Source organism: Scytonema hankhaensis NUACC26 (assembly GCF_045865695.1).
GTDB lineage: Bacteria > Cyanobacteriota > Cyanobacteriia > Cyanobacteriales > Nostocaceae > Scytonema.
In genome coordinates this window covers 201,380-219,003 of the sequence record NZ_BAACAP010000255.1, presented here as the reverse complement: position 1 = coordinate 219,003, position 17,624 = coordinate 201,380, and the positions used below count along the sequence as shown (strand labels likewise).

Here is a 17,624-nt window from a genome sequence, read left to right as displayed (position 1 = left end):
TAGAAATTGAGCATACTTTAATTGATTACACTGCATGATGGGTTCGCGATCGCCAAAACTATTTTTTGTAAAATGATTTGAACATGAAAAATTATGCCTCGCGTCGTAATATTTTGCAAGGTTTGATTGCTAGTACTATTCTCGTTGGATTTGATACAGTTAATAGTTCGTGGGTAGCATTTGCTAGTACGGCAGATTCTTTTGTCAACCTGCCACATTTAGATGGAGTACTGTACGCTGATGATGACACACGCGCAAATGCTGCTGATGATTTTGGTCACCTAGTACGTCGTTATCCAAAAGCCGTACTTAAACCAGGTTCGATTGATGATATCGTCAACATTATCAAATTTGCTCGTACTCACAACCTCAAAGTTGCTGCACGAGGTCAAGGTCACACCTGCTTCGGTCAGGCACAAGTGGAAGATGGTGTGGTCATTGATACGAGTACTCTTAATAAAATTCATGACATTAGTGCAGATAGAGCGATTGTTGAAGCTGGGGTGCGGTGGAGCGAGCTATTGCAAGCAACATTGCCACAACAATTAACACCGCCTGTCCTTACCGATTACTTAGAACTGTCTGTTGGAGGTACATTATCATCTGGTGGTATCGGTGGTGCAACTCACCGCTATGGCGTGCAAGTTGATAATGTTCTAGAACTTCAGGTTGTAACTGGTAAGGGTCATCTTTTAACTTGTTCCCCATATCAAAATCAAGATTTATTTGAAACGGTGTTAGCAGGTTTGGGGCAGTGTGGAATCATAGTCAAGGCAACAATTAGACTCATCAAAGCCGAAAGTAATGCCCGTGTATTTCTCCTAGATTATGATGATTTAGCTGCTTTTACTCATGACCAACGCTTACTAATTGAAGATGAACGATTCAATTATGTAGAAGGTCAGATTGTTAGCGATTCTAAAGGTGGATGGCGCTATTTGTTAGAGGCAGCTAGCTTTTATACACCGCCTAACGAGCCAGATAATACCAGCCTGCTATCTTCTTTAAGTTACACTCAAGGTACTGAAAAAATTGAAGACAAAACTTATTTCGACTTCCTCAATCGCTTAGCTCCCACTGTTGCTTTTCTCCAATCCATTGGTGTCTGGTCTAACCCTCATCCTTGGATTGACTTGTTTGTACCAGCAACGGCTGTGGAGAAATATATTAGTGAAGTTGTTTCTACTTTAACATTAGCTGATACAGGAAATAGTCCAATTCTGCTGTATCCTGTCAAAACAGACCGTTTCACATTGCCATTGTTCAGAGTACCCAACGAGCAAATCGTGTTTCTCTTTGCGATTTTACGAACTGCACCATCAGATGATGATACTACGAGCGCACGTATGCTTGCTGATAACCGGAGATTGTTTGAGCGTAACCGAGACCTGAATGGTACTCGTTATCCCGTTGGCGCTACGGCGTTTTCTCAAGAAGATTGGCAACAGCATTTTGGTTCAGTCTGGAGCAGATTAGTAAATGCCAAACGACGTTACGATCCCGATAACGTCCTGACTCCAGGTCAAGGCATTTTCACTAGCTTCTAAAAGCTTAAGAAAGCATAATGAGCTATTGTCCCGTACAGCCCATTGTTTGCCCAATCTACGAGCAGTCCTTACTAGCTTGGTTTTGTATTTGACCGTTAACTACTAGTAGATACGGTATCCAACCATTACTACTTAAACCGGAAAAGAATGTTGTTTGTCCCCATATACAATATGATTGCCAAAGAGAACCCGACAAACATTTAGATTTGACTTGATACGTGTAGGTGCCATCAGTAACAAGGGTGTACTGCGGAATCAGGCTATATTCACCGCCAATCCCACCCGAACTGCCTCCAGTACAATAGTTTAAAGCGGCGACAGCTGAGGCTAAATCTAATGTTTGAGGTTGATTTCCGACTGGTACTTGTTCAGTTCTTGGTATCAGTCTTTGTGAGGCAACGGTTGATTGAGCTTGAACCTGTGGTGACTTCATCATCACGCTGAAGTTGATAAAAGCTATTAATGTAGCAATTTTTGCAATCCGAGTAGAAGTGAACAGGCTCTGTTCGTACAACTTCCTTCCCAAATACTGTTGTTTAGACATTTGCCTACCTCAAAAAACTTATGAAAACCCTGGTGTTGCATCCTTAAAATAAACAAAAGCTACTGGATGACGCATTCACTGTTTATGCTGAATTCATGGCAACTTTGGGAAGAATTGAGGGCACATAAAGGCGAAGATATTTGCAGAAAACTGCATGCAAGCTCGATAAGAACTCTTTCGGCTTGCAGCAAGGGCGATCGCTTCAATGCTCGTCATTAGAATTAAAAAAGCTAGCAACGTTACTATTTGCAAATTTTAGAACGACTGACCGTAACAAATATGGTTTATTTATCTAGAGGGATGCCGAGCCATTTACGTTTGAGCGAGAGAAACGCTTGGGGGAACAATGTTGTTCAATAAGACTTGGAGTTGCTGGTTGATAGGGGTTGCGATTGGTAGTGCGTTCGTCACCATTGCAAATTGTGCCAAGGCTCAAAGTGACATTGTTCCAGATAATACGCTCAATACGGAAAACTCCACAGTCAATCCTAACTTTGGTGGACTACCAATTGAAGTTATTACTGGTGGTGCTATTCGAGGACAAAATCTTTTTCATAGTTTTCAACAATTTAATGTAGGTGAAGCAAGAGGCGCTTATTTCTTCAGTCCTAGTGCAGAAATTCAAAACATTTTGGCACGGGTTACAGGTAGCGATCGCTCGGAGATTTTAGGGACACTGGGGACTTTTGGTAACTCAAATCCTAACTTGTTTCTGATTAATCCCAACGGTATTATCTTTGGACAGAATGCCAGTTTGGATGTTGGTGGTTCGTTTGTCGCAACGACTGCTAATAGCTTAAAATTTACCGATGGTACTGAGTTCAGTAGTATAGTTTCTCAAAACACACCTCTACTAACCATCAGTGTTCCCCTTGGTTTGCAATTTAATAGAAATCCGGGAAAGATTATCGCACAAGGGTCAGGTCATAATTTAACATATTCATTTAGAGGCTCTGTAATTAGGAATGATAGTCCAAGTCTTCAGGTGCAGCCAGGGAAAACTTTGGCATTGGTCGGTGGTGATCTTGTAATCGAAGGTGGCAATCTCAGGGCAGAGTCAGGACGCATTGAACTATTGAGTGTAGCTTCCCCAAGTCTGGTTAGCTTAACACCAACAAATTCTGGTTTTACTTTAGGATATTCTGATGTACATAATTTTGGCGACATCGAACTATCTAAGAAAGCCTCAGTAGATGTTAGTGGCGAGAGTGGTGGTGAGATCCAAGTACAAGGTAAACGAGTTTCCCTACGCGATGGTTCATCCATTTTATCAATTACTGAAGGATCGAAACCAGGCGGGGATTTTACGATTAACGCCGCCGAATCGGTAGAACTGATTGGAGAATCGGTAGATGGTCAGTTTGCTAGCAGCTTATTCACGGAAACACAAAATGCAGGTTCTGCTGGAAACTTGAGAATAGCTACTTCTAAGTTAACCGCTACAGATGGAGCATATATATCAACTTATACCTTTTCCGATGGGAGAGGCGGTGATATGACTATTGGAGCTTCCGATTCTGTAGAAATAACAGGTTCCGGTTTGTATGAGAGTGGTTTGTATGCAGCAACCGCAGGTATGGGACAATCCGGTAATTTAACGATTAATACTCATAAGTTAACAGTTCGTGATGGAGGATTAATTACTTCTAATACGTCTGGCTCGGGTAAGGCAGGAATATTACAGGTTAATGCATCTGAGTCAGTGGAAATATTTGGTAACAGTACTTTAACTACGAAGACAACAGGAACAGGAGATGCAGGAAACCTAGCAATTACGACCAAGAGGTTAATTATCCGAGATAGGTCAGAAGTATCTTCTAGTACTTCTGGCAATGATGGTAGGTTACTTACTAAAAGAAGGGGAGAAGCTGGTAACCTAAATGTTATTGCATCTGACTTTGTGGAAGTCAGTGGAGTTAATAGTGGATTGATTAGTTTTTCCTTGCTCTCTACGGGAAATGCTGGTAATTTAACAATTGACACTAGGGGTTTGTTAATTCGTGACGGAGCAACAGTATCGACTTCTTCTATAGGTACGGGGAGGGGCGGAAATTTGAAAGTCACCGCTACTGACTTTGTAGAGGTTAGTGGCAATGGTATTTCATTTGCCCAACCACTAGGAGAATTTACTCTTAATAGCAACTTATCTTCTGATGCAGGCAGTACTCAGGATGCCGGAAGTTTAACCATAAAGACTGGACAGTTGATTATCCGAGATGGAGCGAACGTATCAGCTCAAACTAATGGTTTAGGTAAAGGGGGAGATATCCAAATAGAAACTGACTCTTTACTGCTCGCAAATCAGGGGAGTATAAGCAGTGAGAGTGTTCGAGAACAGGGAAAAGCAGGTAATATTTTCCTGAACGTCCGCAATATCCTAGAAGCCAATAATGGAAGTATATCAACAAGTACTGATAGATCTTCAGGTGGTGCTATAACTATTATTGCTAAAAACATTCGTTTATATGGCAACAGTGATATTAGGACGGATGTCGCTAGTGGTGCAGGTAGTGGTGGTAATATTACTCTCAACGCTAACTCCATCATTGCCTTTGATGATAGCGACATTCTTGCTTTTGCTCGTGATGGTCGAGGTGGCAATATAACCCTTAACACTCCTGCTTTTTTTGGTTCTGGCTATCAAGTTGCACGACGAGGTACGAACCTTGACCTACTTGATGGTAATAACCGCGTAGATGTCAATGCAACAGGAGCGATCGCATCCGGAAACATCTTCATCCCCGATACTAGCTCGATTCAAAACAACCTTTCTGAGTTATCACAAACTCCAATTGACACCAACGCTCTCATTGCCAGTAGCTGCATTGCTCGTAGCGGTAATAAACCTGAAGGAACCTTCACGATTACAGGTGCTGGTGGTTTACCCAACCGTCCTGGGGATGTTTCTGTTTCATCTTATCCAACTGGTACTGTGCGTCACGTACAAACAGACCATACATTGCGCTCCTGGCAAAAAGGCGATCCAATAGTAGAACCATCAGGCGTGTATCGATTAAGTTCGGGGCAACTTATCCTGAGTCGGGAGTGTCTTTAACAATACAAGTGCGAAATCCTAGCTAGTAGTCCGCCACACTCGCTTTGGTGGGTAAGCCAATGATTCAGCTTATCCTCTCATTCTCTTCCTCTGCGCTCTCTGCGCCTCTGCGGTTTTAAAATTACCCCTTAAATTCAAAGTGACAGACGCGTTCTCAGTAGTAACGATAACTTAAGCTAATCTTTTTTATCACTTTTACTAACCTCAGAGGTATTGTAAAGTTAAGTAAATGGATGTAAATTAGAGTTACAGGCAAACGAAAAGCCTGATTCATAAAACATTAACCGCAATCATAGAATCATGACAGCAACCTTACAACATATCCTAATACTAGTTCTTTAAGAATTGCACTGACTAGCATTAAAAGTAAGAAGAGTAAATATCCGAATAATTGCATTGACTGTTATGAAGATGTAATCCATTTCATATTAAACAGATCCTTCGATAATATAACTTTTGGGGAAGCGGCAGAATTAGAAAGAAAAAGATTAGAAGAAATCAATAACAAGCAAACGATCAAAAGAGCGAAAGAAGATAATTTTTTTAGTTCAGATATAGAGATTTTAAAAATTCAAAATAAATTAGGGATGGACAACAAGTTTAAGCAAATAATTCATTATATAAATTTAGTTGTTAACTGCCTGCTTTACTTGCAATCTTATCCGGAAGAAATCCAAGAAGATTATCCTCATGTTGCCCCTCAAAATCTTGTCAATCGAACTAAGTACGCATCACAGTCTGGAATTATTGCTCAAAAGAAACTTAACAATGTTTCTGTTTGGAACAACTGACGGATAATTTTGACCCCTGCAACCAGCTTTTGCAAATCGAACTCGCTCTGGAGATTGAACTCGCATAAACGGGAAATTTACAGAAAACAATTGTACAGGAATTCTAAAAGAAGTTTTTATGCGTTTGGCGTTGGAAGAAGCTAAAAAAGGTGATGCACCCTATGGAGCGAGCAGCAGAGAAGGGGTAACGGTCTGTGAAGCCAGAAGCCCCCAGGATTGTGGGTAGTTCACAAGCTATAATAGAGCGCAGAGGATAGAAAATATTGATAATGTTAGCAAGCTATATTGACCAAGCAATGGAATTAGCAGTCTACGAAATTATTGAAGATGATGGAACTTACTGGGGCGAAATTCCTATTTTACAAGGAGTCTGGTCAAACCATCAAACGCTAGAAGGTTGTCGGCGGGAATTAAGAGAGGCTTTGAGTGACTGGCTAGCCTTAAGATTGCGTTTGGGATTAATCATCCCTGTAATAGCGGATATTGACGAAACCCAACATTTCATCGAATTTTTGAGGAACTAGTTCCCGGACCAATACATCAGTCCGGGTTAGGGTGGGGTAAAAAATATTTGATACATCAATCATGAATTTTCAAACATCCTCTTAGAGATAATTTATAAAGTAGGTTGGGTTGAGGAACGAAACCCAACATTTCATCGAGCAACAAATTTTTGAAGCCGAAGAAGCCCTGTATGAAGATGATACAGTTAAGATCGGGATATCTTCCATTGTGTGAGGTCGCTTATGCCATCACCGTTTCCAGGAATGGACCCTTACCTGACGCAAAAAACATCACCAGAGAAATTGATAACGACTTTCTTGTGGAGAAGAGGTTGTGTTTGTTAGGTTCATTTTTTTATGATGGCTGAGGTGAGCAAGCACTATCATTATATAAACGACCCACCAGCAAGCGGAACGGTGAAAAGGAGCTGCTATCATGTTGCGGAAGCCAAAAAAAAGTTGGAACCCTTCTATTTGGGCTAGCTGGAAACCTTTTGGTATTGGCGAGCAGTATCCGAATAACTACTGGGAAGTGTTTCGGGCAATGTTGGTAAATGCTGACAATTTGCCTTATGCTTGGGAAATTCTGAATAAAGGAGTTTGTGACGGTTGTGCTTTGGGAACGACGGGAATGAAGGATTGGACTGTAGACGGCATCCATGTCTGCAATGTGCGTTTGAGGTTGTTACGTCTCAACACAATGCCAGCACTTGACCCCAAACTCCTCGCCGATGTCTCTCAGTTACAAAACAAAAGCGGTGCTGAATTACAGTCACTCGGACGGCTTCCCTATCCCATGAAACGCGATCGCACAGAACCGGGCTTCACTCGCATCACTTGGGATGAGGCATTAGACTTAATTACCAAGCAAATCCAAGCCTCGACACCGGAGCGCCTAAGTTTCTACTTTACCAGTCGGGGAACGGTTAATGAAACTTATTACGCCACGCAAAAAGCGGTGCGGGCAATGGGAACTAATAATCTTGACAATGCTGCCCGTATATGCCATTCCCCTAGCACCAACGCTTTAAAATCAACTATCGGAGTTGCTGCAACCACATGTTCCTACAAAGATTGGATCGGAACCGATTTGTTAGTCTTTATTGGTTCCAATGTTGCCAACAATCAGCCCGTTACAGTGAAATATCTCCATTGGGCAAAAAAAGCCGGGACAAAAATCGTCGTTATTAATACTTATCGAGAACCGGGAATGGAGCGCTATTGGGTGCCATCAATTCCTGAAAGTGCTTTGTTTGGTACTAAGTTTGCCGAAGATTTCTTCTTGGTAAATATTGGTGGAGACATGGCATTTTTGAACGGTACAATCAAGCATCTGATTGCCAATAATTGGATTGACGAATCATTTATTAAAGACTACACCACTAACTTTGCCGAACTCAAAGCTTTTCTCGATACGCAATCTTGGTCCGAACTCGAACAAACTTCCGGTGCAACTCGCGACTCTATGTTAGCCTTTGCCAAAATGGTAGGCGTTGCAAACAAAGCTGTCTTTGTCTGGAGTATGGGCATTACTCAACACGAGTGTGGTGAAGATAATGTCCGCGCAATTATTAATCTCGCTTTGACGAAGGGATTTGTTGGTCGAGAAGGATGTGGTTTGATGCCAATTCGGGGACACTCTGGAGTTCAAGGGGGTGCAGAAATGGGATGTTATGCCACAACTTTACCAGGAGGAAGACCGATTACTCCGGAAAATGCAGCGTCTATCGGCGAACTTTGGGGTTTTGAAGTTCCTACGACTCAGGGTTTCATTGCTTCGGAAATGATTGATGCGGCGGCGGAAGGTAATTTAGATGTTTTGTTTTCTGTAGGCGGCAATTTTCTAGAAGTTTTGCCAGAACCAGATTATGTGGAAAGTGCTTTAAAGCGCGTACCTCTGAGGGTTCACATGGATATTGTCGTATCCAAACAAATGCTTTTAGAACCGGGAGAGACGGTGGTCATTTTACCAGCAACGACTCGTTATGAAATACCAGGGGGAGTTACGGAGACGAATACAGAACGCCGTGTCATTTTTAGCCCGGAGATTCCTGGACCTCGGATTGGAGAGGCGCGTCCAGAATGGGAAGTGTTTCTGGAGTTAGCTTGGCGAGTGCGTCCGGATTTAGCAGAGAAGTTGTATTTTGAGAACACGAGCGCAATGCGTCAAGAGATTGCTCGTGTCATTCCTCAGTATGCAGGAATTCAACATTTGAAGGAAGCAGGGGATCAGTTTCAGTATGGCGGGGCGCATCTGTGTTTTGGTTGGAACTTCCCAACTCCCGATCGCTTGGCACGATTTTCTGTGCTAACTCCTCAACAGAGGTATCTACCAGAAGGTTATTTCTGGGTGACAACGCGCCGTGGTAAACAATTTAACAGTATGGTACAAGAACGCAAGGATGCTATAACTGGAGCAGTGCGATCGGCTGTCCTTATGAATGGTCTTGATGCAGAGAAGTTAGGGCTTCAAGATGGGGATGAGGTAATGCTGAAAAATGACATTGGTGAGTTTAGGGGAAAGGTATATATTGCACCCGTTACTCCAAGAAATTTGCAGATTCATTGGCCTGAGGGGAATGTGTTGTTAGATAAAAGCAAGCGATCGCCAGAAGTTGGGATTCCTGATTATAATGCTGTTGTGCGTTTGGAAAAGGTCTGTAAATAATTCTTGTATTTACTGTTCTGGTAGTTCACCAAATAAATTGCGATACTGAGCCAGCAATTCTTCGGCTGTTTGATACCTCACTAAAATGAACTCTGGTGCCTATCAAAAGCGAGTTGAGCAAGCTTATCACTGTTGATTGTCACGGCTCTGTGGTAGTAGCAGTGTAAGTAGATAAGTTATCCGTTACAATCGGTTGATAATTTGAACTAGAAAATGGACGAAAACCTTCATGCCATTGAGCAGTCATGTTACATAACAAACGAAACTGTAGCGGTGTCGGAGATGGGTTGACACGCTCGACGTGTACGTGTACGAGCTTTGGATGGTGACGCAGTATTTCCAAAGTGTCATGTACAAGATAGCGGGGACAATATCCCACAATGTGATGATACTCTGTGTTTAGAGTTAATGCATTGGGATCGTAAGGATTTTGAAATTCATGAGACAACCACAACAATTCCCCTGATTTCAAGCGATTAATGCGCTCGCTCGAACAAGGTGAGAGATGCCTCAACCCGTGTGCAAAGAAGTGAATGTGGTAAAAACCGTGCTCATCCGGTGCAGGACTGGGAAAGACCTCTAATTGATCCGTAACTTTACGTCCACCACTGCGAGCAAGAATGGCAATTGGATCGTCTTCGTGCTGAGGAATGTTGAGCCACTCTACATAATTCTTGTATTCTGGGCGAGAGCGTCGCATTAATCGATTAGAAAACAAGGGAATTGAGTTCTCCCCCGGTTGAAACACGGGGGATTCTAGGCTGATGTTACTCCGTGAGCTAAAGCTGCACTCCGTAACGTATCACGAAATGAATTCTTTAAATCGCGGAACAAATCATACCGATGTGGCAGACTCAAGGCTGCCCTACCCACCTTAACTAGAACAAGTCCTAGCTGTGTGGCTACTTTCTTTGCAATGTTGGCTGCACCGTTGCAATCCGCATTGATTAAAAAACCTTTCTTGGTTTTGTACAGACCGCGTTCAATTCTTTCACCTGATGGCTTCCATCCGTCGGGTTTCTCACCGTATGTAGGTAGAAAATCATCATCTAGAAATGACGCTTTTGAAGTATATGATTCTTCGGTAATTGTCAAAACAATTCCGTACTCTGGGCAGAGTTGTTTAAGCCGTTCAATCAATCTACCCGTTGGGATGGGTACAAAGTTTTGATTGTTGCGTTTACCCATATCGGAGCCATTTTTCTGTCCCTCATTCCAACCAATAATAAGATTACCAATACCATCAGCAAGACATTGATTAATGATGAATCTTGCTGCTTTATTAATGGCATCTCGCATTTGGTTGTTGCGTCTGCGTTGAATTCTATCAAGATTAGAATCCCAGTGAGCAGCGCGTTGGCGGGGTTCCCCCGCTTGAAGCGACTGCGAACCCGGAGGGTAAAATTCTGATTTGCCTTGTTTATATTTGGCAACCAGACGACAATAACCTTGATTCATGGAACGTAACTTTCTTCCATCAACAATTAAGCTTTGTCCCTGTGTTGAAACACCTGTCATCCAATTATTACCACCATGGTCAAATGACCAAGCTTGCGTATAATCGAGATGGGGATTAATTTCAACAATCTGTTTACCGTCATCGATAACCCAGTCAATCCACAACTGACCGTAACAAGGACGTACTGTCACTTCTTTAACCCAATCCGAATCAATAAATTCCGGCAAGGGTAAAGCAATTTCAGTTAACAAATGTGGTTTGGTTTCTCTACTGACAGATGGAGAAAAACAACCATCTTTGTAAGTAAGTGCTTGTCGTGGGAACGTAACTGCTGCAAGTCCACCACTTTTTCTGTATTGTGGTAATGATGGTCTATCAACTTCACCTCTGTAATATGCATTTACAAGCCCATTGTAAGAAGTAATTGATTCACCTACAGATTTTAATGTTTGCTGTGCGGCTTGTGCGGCTAAAGTCTTGTAATGTGGATTGTTCTTAAGAATTTTATCCAGTTCGGGATAAGTCGTAAAACATTTGTACGTTTTCCAACCATGCCGCAATTCATCACCACGCCAATAAGTTGTGAAAGCATTACCCGACTCTTCTAGTCTTGAATAATGAGTTTGACGAACGTGATAAAGAGCGCAATTAATCAAACTGTTAGCGTGTTGGCACTGGTCTAACCAGAACACTTCTTCAATATCTGTAAACCTTGCTTTGACTGGTAAAGTCTTATACACTTGTCATCACCTCTTGTTGTTTATTATATTAGATACTACATACTTTAGCAACATTATTCCGAAGAAAATGGCAAAACTTTCGCCCGTAAACCATGACTACAGAAGAACGGAGAATTCCGTATCCTCAATCAATTATCATTTTGTATTTGTCCCTAAGCGTAGAAGACCTGTTCTAGTGACTGATGTGGCAAGAAGATTGCAGGAAATCATTTTTGAATTGGTACAAGAACACAACTGGAGACTCATCGCATTAGAAATTCAACCCGACCATGTACATATGTTTGTTAATGCTCCTACAGACGAAGCACCCTCACAGATTGCTAAATGGGTGAAAGGTAGAGCGTCTCATCACCTAAGAAAAGAATTTCCAGAACTTTTAAAACTACCTGCTTTATGGACTCCGACCTACTTTGTAGCGTCAACAGGTCAAGTTAGTACAGAGGTAGTTAAAAAGTATATTGAAAATCAGCGTGGGAAATGAAGACAACAGGTTAAAACCTGTTGGGTCGGGTTTCATCCGGGAGTCCAAGCTCTTAAAAAATGGGGAAACCTTCCCTAGGTTGCAATCCCTAATGCAGATGGTACAAGTTGTTTATAAGGTTTCCCCATTTTTTCTTGCCCATTCCAGCCCCTCGTTAAAACTGAGGGGTTCTCACCCTCCCAATCTGTTTTGATAGTTCGATGGATGTATATACCTTGTTTAAATTTGGAAATGCGAACAGTGGCTGGAACCCATACTTAGACTGAGCTTCTACAGATCCGTAAGTATAAACAAATTGGTATTTTTCCCCATCAAACGTTAATCGACCGATAGGGAACCAAGCACGACTAATTGGATCTTGCCAAGCTAAAAACAATGTTTTCATGGTAGGGTATATCGTAGCAATAGCCGCCTACTTTGATTTAAGCAGTGACACATAGCGCACCCTACCAAGATGTAGCAGCACCACAACTGGAAGTAGATTGCAGCAAGCGGTTATTATAATTAGCCACAGGTGTTTGTGCAATTAACTCAACTTCACCGTTCAAATTTTCTACCCAACCTTGCGCTTCCACAATTAGCTCTGGGGTTGGTTTGTTCATCATTTCTTCCTTGGTTTCCCTTATCTGCTCATTTTCATTACCCGAAAGCGTCACCCAGTTAGTTATCACTGCATACTCCCCCAATAGTTCGTATGGGTTTTCTGGTAATCCTCCCCGTTCTGTGGAGATAAAGCGACTGGAGGTTTTTCCTCTGGGAGTGCAGCCTTGGGCAATTTGTCTAGATGTATCAACTAAGCCTGTGGGCAGTTGGAGTAAGCCGCGACTGGGTTCAGTATCAGGAGTGTTGAGAATGATTTGACCGTTTAAAGTAGGACTGGTCTGAGAAATTGCAGTAATATCGCTTGTGAGTAATTTAGCGGGGTCTAAATCTTTGGGTTCGTTGGTTCCCAGTAATTTAACAAGGTCTTCTCGACTACGGGCTGTCATGCCGTAAATACCTGTGGCATTGATTGTAACTTTGCCACCTGTACCAGTAAAAGCATTGGCGCTGATATCGCTATTTTCCTTGGCTACAGCGACAATAAATTTTGAGTCAATATTGATGTTACCACCATCACCGCCTTTTTGCTCGGTACCTGCGTTGGTGGAAATTTGACTCCCACGACGGAGTAATAGTAAATCACTATTGAGGTTGATGTTACCACCGTTACCCGATGTAGATTCGGCGACTAGTCTGCCTTGGTTATCTAAGGTAATTTTCGGTGAGTTGATTTCGATTTCTCCTGTGATTCCTGAACCAGAAGAACTGACGAAAAAACCACTGTTTGCACCAATATTTCCGACTCTGTTAGGAAATTTAGCAATGCGATCGCTATAATTAGGGTCACTACCGCTAATAAGGGATCTGTCAGTAGCGTTGACTGTAATTTTACCTGCAAGCCCATTGCTTGAAGTAGTAGTAATAAGTTGCCCACCACTCGTTGCTTCAAAAATATTTGCATTCACCGTAATATCACCACCCTTGCGATCGTTTAAGGTGCGTGCATCTAACAAAGCGCTGCTTGAGATGCGAAAAATATTAGTTTTTACGGTAATATCACCACCAATACCTGTGGAATTAAAATCAGTCAATGTAAATATACCACTAGAAAATCCGCTCTCTTGACTAGTTTCAGAAATAGTTACAGCATCTTTTGCATAGACGCGAATACTCCCCGCATTCCCATTTCCACTAGTGAAGGCAATAACTTGAGCGCCGTCTCGTAATGAGAAGGAAGCAGAATTTATAGTGATATTACCTGCATTACCAACTGTCCCAGCTCCTACAAAACTGGAGATCCCACTGCTAAAACCGTTTTTCTCCCCTGCAATATCAACTTTTCCCGTCACTTTAATATTGATATTACCTGCATCTCCTCGTCCTGCTGGTTGATTAGCAAATGCACCACGAGTAGTACTCTCCAGTTGAGCGCCATCAATTAATGAAAGGGAAGTAGCATTGATGTCGATATTGCCACCCTTACCTACACCAGATGCTTCCACCGTGCTGAAAATGGCAGCGTTATTTGTAAGGGAAACAGCATCTTTTGCTAGCACTGTCACATTCCCCGCATTCCCAATTCCAAAAGTTGAGGCAGTAAGTTCAGCACCATCAGTTAATGACACTGAGGCAGCATTGATATCGATATTGCCACCCTTACCTACACCTCCTGCTCCGATTGTGCTATAGATGTAAGCATTACCTACAAGGGAAATAGCATCTTTTGCACGCACTGTCACACTCCCTGCGTTCCCAATTCCAAAAGTTGAGGCAGTAAGTTGAGCGCCATCTCGTAACGAGAAGGAACCAGAATCGATGGTAATATCACCCCCATCGCCAACTGTTCCAGGGTCTATACTGCTGAAGATCCCACTGAATAAACCGTTTTTCTCCCCTGCAATCTCAACTTCCCCTGTAACTTTAACATTGATATTACCTGCATCTCCTCGTCCGGCAGGTTGATTAGCAGATTCACCACGAGTAGTACTCGCCAGTTGAGCGCCATCAATTAATGAGAGGGAAGTAGCATTGATGTCAATATTGCCACCCTTACCCACACCAGATGCTTCCACCGTGCTGAAGATGTAAGCATTACCTGAAAGGGAAACAGCATCTTTTGCACGCAATGTCACATTCCCCGCATTCCCCTGTCCAAAAGTTGAGGCAGTAAGTTGAGCGCCATCTCGTAACGAAAAGGAACCGGAATCCACAGTAATACTACCGCCATTACCTACTGTCCCAGTTTCTACTCTGCTGAGAATCGCACTGGATAAACCGTTTTTCTCCCCAGCAATCTCAACTTTCCCAGTCACTTTAATATTGACATTACCTGCATCTCCTCGTGCGGCAGGTTGATTAGCAGATGCAATATCAGTAAGGGTTAGCAGTTGAGCGCCATCAATTAATGAGAGGGAAGCAGCATTGATATCAATATTGCCACCCTTACCTACACCTCCTGCTCCGACTATGCTAAAGATGTAAGCATTACCTGAAAGGGAAACAGCATCTTTTGCACGCAATGTCACATTCCCCGCATTCCCCTCTCCAAGAGTTGAGGCAGTAAGTTGAGCACCATCTTGTAAAGAGAAAGAACCGACGTCAATGGTAATATTACCCCCATTGCCTTTTGAACCCGATCGCACTAAATTACGAATCCCGCTCCCAGAATCAGCAACTTTGATTTTTCCTGTAGCATTTAGCGTAATATCCCCAGCGACAGTATTAGGTGTCCCTAAACCTTGCCCAATACCACCACTCAGAACACTTCTCCCCAAGATTTCTATATTGCGGGCATTAACTGCAATATTACCGCCACCAGCACCAGGTACAAATACACCTGCTCGATCGCTAAGGAATATATCTCCCCTCGCCACCCCATCAGGAAAACTCAAACTCAAATTATTACTATCCCCATTCAGCCCAACTGTTCCCTCTTGTGCTAATCCCCCTAATTCAACTCTCCCACCATAAGCATTTAATCGCCCACCATCCACATTTACATTGCCACCCACCAGCAACAAGCTCCTACCATCTGGTACTCGTAAACCAACTGCATCAAAGCCTGCTGGATCTGCTCCTGCTGGTGCAATTGAGTTATTAACAATTGGTGCAGGATTCATTTGATTAAACAAAAAAGCCGAAGGATTTATTGTCAGCAAAGGCGAAGGAACATTTTTATCTGTAGCACTAAAAAATCCAAGATTTCCAAATCGCAGCGCATTCGCCGTACTTGCAACAAAGGAACCACCTACATCCAACCGCGCATTCTCTCCAAATATAATCCCACTGGGATTGATTAAAAAAAGATTGACCCCACTACTTTGTGTACGAATCAAACCATCAATGACTGATTGATTACCACCTGTCACGCGAGAGAGAATATTTTGAATATTCGGATTACTTTGAAAAATCGCCGCTTCATTACTATTGAGATTAAACTGACCAAAACTGTGGAATAAATTGTTACCAACAGCTTGCCCTGCTGATTGGGGAATGATGTAATTTGGTCCCGTCAAAGTTTCTGGAGTTCCCAAAGTGCCATCTAGGGTTATGCTTTGAGCAACAGCGCGATTAACACACAAACTTAACAGCCCACTGACAGTGAAACAAATCACCAGTTCTAACTGTTTCCACTTTCGTTTCATCCGTCAGCACCTCCTTAACACAGTGCAGCAACTAGCCTGCTAACGCTTCTAATAATAAAGATTGAGATAGCTACAGTATATTTGCGGTAATAGTAGTTTTTTGATTAAAAAATGTTACAATCCAAAGAGAAAACAGTGTAGCAGTCTCAACAACATTATCTAACTCTTCTTGCGTTGCTGTGAAAGCTTTAACTCCTCATTGCGTGTATCCCACACTTCCAATAAGAGGGGAGCGATCGTATCCTTTAGCGCAAAACATTAGACAAGCTATCCAAGCAATCGGTGTTGAATTATAAATTGGGCGGGTAATATTATTTCAATATTACAAGGAATCTCAAATTTTTGTGGGTTGGGATCGCCGTGGAGAAACTCAACAAATGCCTGTGAATGTTGGGTTTCGTTCCTCAACCCAACCTACTTCACCAACCGCCAACATTCCCGAGCAATTTCCCAATCTTCCTCTGTATGAATCACCAGCACTCTAACTGTTGAATCTGGAGTAGAAACATCCATATCCACAGGCTTCTGCTGATTCTTTTCTTTATCTATTTTTAAGCCTAAAAATTCAAACGCTTCACAAGTGACTTCCCTGAGTTCAGCATTATTTTCACCAACACCTGCAGTAAATATCAGTGCATCCAAACCCCCCAAACTAGCAAGCATTGCGCCAATGTACGATCGCAATCGATGGACATACATATCAAAAGCGAGTTGAGCGCGGGAGTTTCCTCGAGCAATTTCTTGGCGAATCTGTCGCATATCACCAGAAATACCAGAAATTCCACGTAAACCAGAAGCCTTATTCAAAATATTATCTAACTTATCAGCAGAGTAGTCAGATTGCCGTAAAAGATAAATGATAATCCCCGGATCGACTGCTCCAGAACGGCTACCCATCATCAATCCATCTAAGGGCGTGAAACCCATTGTTGTGTCTATACTGCGACCATTTTTAACTGCTGCTAACGAGCAACCATTGCCCAAATGACAGGTAATCAACCGCAACTCAGCTAAATCCCGACTGAGAATGCGAGCCGCACGTTGAGTGCAATACTGATGACTGATACCATGAAACCCATAGCGACGAATCCCTTGTTCTACCCATTCATAAGGACCGGGATAGATTGCAGCCGGATCGGGTATTTTAGAGTGAAATGCAGTATCAAAAACTGCGACTTGGGTAATGCCTCCCAAATGTTGCTCGATGGCTTGTATGCCTTCTAAATTGACTGGATTATGGGCTGGAGCTAGGGTTGCTAGACGAGCGATCGCGCCTTTTACATCTTCAGTAATCACCACACTTTCACGGTAATCTTCTCCACCATGTACCACTCGATGTCCCACGACATTAATTTCTGAAAGCTCATTAATCACTTTGGTAGAGCCATTGCACAGCGTATCGATCGTATGAGCAACAACATCAGATCGGGAGTTTGAAGGAATTTCTTCTTCTAGTTTTGCTCCCGTTGCTGTCTTAACCTCAATTTCTGCAAATCCTTGATGGTGAGTCCAGTCTACTTTTGCTTCCCAGAGTGGTTTGAGAGGCTCTTGAGGAAAGGTATCACCTGCAATGTCGTACAGACAACTCTTTTGGCTGCTAGATCCGGCATTCAGTACCAGTATTTTCATAATCAGCAAATCCAAATTTT

The 17,624-nt window shown here is 42.5% G+C and carries 13 protein-coding genes; 7 read left to right on the top strand and 6 right to left on the bottom strand.

All coding sequences use genetic code 11. The features are described 5' to 3' along the window. Positions 1-83: 83 nt before the first annotated feature. Positions 84-1,547, top strand: coding sequence for an FAD-binding protein (locus ACKTT2_RS52035; RefSeq protein ID WP_407900964.1), 1,464 nt, complete (start codon positions 84-86; stop codon positions 1,545-1,547). Between the two features lie 55 nt (positions 1,548-1,602). On the opposite strand, the gene ACKTT2_RS52030 is transcribed toward ACKTT2_RS52035, so the two are convergent. Continuing rightward, positions 1,603-2,091, bottom strand: coding sequence for a hypothetical protein (locus ACKTT2_RS52030; protein ID WP_407900963.1), 489 nt, complete (start codon positions 2,089-2,091; stop codon positions 1,603-1,605). A 140-nt stretch (positions 2,092-2,231) separates the two neighbouring features. Between ACKTT2_RS52030 and ACKTT2_RS52025 the strand changes: the two genes are divergently transcribed. From ACKTT2_RS52025 to ACKTT2_RS52005, 5 genes are all read left to right on the top strand, one after another. Further along, complete coding sequence (locus tag ACKTT2_RS52025; RefSeq protein WP_407900962.1) at positions 2,232-2,387, top strand: hypothetical protein; 156 nt, start codon at positions 2,232-2,234, stop codon at positions 2,385-2,387. Between the two features lie 50 nt (positions 2,388-2,437). Next, positions 2,438-5,146, top strand: a complete 2,709-nt coding sequence (locus ACKTT2_RS52020; RefSeq protein ID WP_407900961.1) for a two-partner secretion domain-containing protein — start codon at positions 2,438-2,440, stop codon at positions 5,144-5,146. A gap of 344 nt (positions 5,147-5,490) precedes the next feature. Next, positions 5,491-5,937 carry an AcrVA2 family anti-CRISPR protein gene (locus ACKTT2_RS52495; protein WP_500691439.1) on the top strand — a complete coding sequence of 149 codons (447 nt, stop codon included), beginning with the start codon at positions 5,491-5,493 and terminating at the stop codon, positions 5,935-5,937. A gap of 269 nt (positions 5,938-6,206) precedes the next feature. Beyond that, complete coding sequence (locus ACKTT2_RS52010) at positions 6,207-6,461, top strand: type II toxin-antitoxin system HicB family antitoxin (RefSeq protein WP_407900959.1); 255 nt, start codon at positions 6,207-6,209, stop codon at positions 6,459-6,461. Between the two features lie 415 nt (positions 6,462-6,876). After that, a complete protein-coding gene (locus ACKTT2_RS52005) occupies positions 6,877-9,108 on the top strand; it encodes an FdhF/YdeP family oxidoreductase (RefSeq protein WP_407900958.1) in 2,232 nt (743 codons plus the stop codon). 139 nt (positions 9,109-9,247) lie between these two features. On the opposite strand, the gene ACKTT2_RS52000 is transcribed toward ACKTT2_RS52005, so the two are convergent. Further along, a complete protein-coding gene (locus tag ACKTT2_RS52000) occupies positions 9,248-9,808 on the bottom strand; it encodes an HIRAN domain-containing protein (RefSeq protein ID WP_407900957.1) in 561 nt (186 codons plus the stop codon). A 56-nt stretch (positions 9,809-9,864) separates the two neighbouring features. Further along, positions 9,865-11,307 carry an RNA-guided endonuclease InsQ/TnpB family protein gene (locus ACKTT2_RS51995; protein WP_407900956.1) on the bottom strand — a complete coding sequence of 481 codons (1,443 nt, stop codon included), beginning with the start codon at positions 11,305-11,307 and terminating at the stop codon, positions 9,865-9,867. Positions 11,308-11,374: 67 nt separating this feature from the next. Between ACKTT2_RS51995 and tnpA the strand changes: the two genes are divergently transcribed. Continuing rightward, the gene (tnpA, locus tag ACKTT2_RS51990; protein ID WP_407900955.1) at positions 11,375-11,788 is read left to right on the top strand and encodes an IS200/IS605 family transposase; all 414 of its coding nucleotides are present in this window, start codon (positions 11,375-11,377) and stop codon (positions 11,786-11,788) included. A gap of 154 nt (positions 11,789-11,942) precedes the next feature. Here the strand turns inward: tnpA and ACKTT2_RS51985 are convergent, their stop codons facing one another. From ACKTT2_RS51985 to ACKTT2_RS51975, 3 genes are all read right to left on the bottom strand, one after another. Beyond that, the gene (locus tag ACKTT2_RS51985; protein ID WP_407900954.1) at positions 11,943-12,173 is read right to left on the bottom strand and encodes a hypothetical protein; all 231 of its coding nucleotides are present in this window, start codon (positions 12,171-12,173) and stop codon (positions 11,943-11,945) included. Positions 12,174-12,234: 61 nt separating this feature from the next. Further along, positions 12,235-15,975, bottom strand: coding sequence for a two-partner secretion domain-containing protein (locus ACKTT2_RS51980; RefSeq protein WP_407900953.1), 3,741 nt, complete (start codon positions 15,973-15,975; stop codon positions 12,235-12,237). A gap of 414 nt (positions 15,976-16,389) precedes the next feature. Continuing rightward, on the bottom strand, positions 16,390-17,604 hold the full coding sequence (locus tag ACKTT2_RS51975) for an acetate kinase (RefSeq protein WP_407900952.1): 1,215 nt from the start codon (positions 17,602-17,604) through the stop codon (positions 16,390-16,392). Positions 17,605-17,624 lie beyond the last annotated feature (20 nt).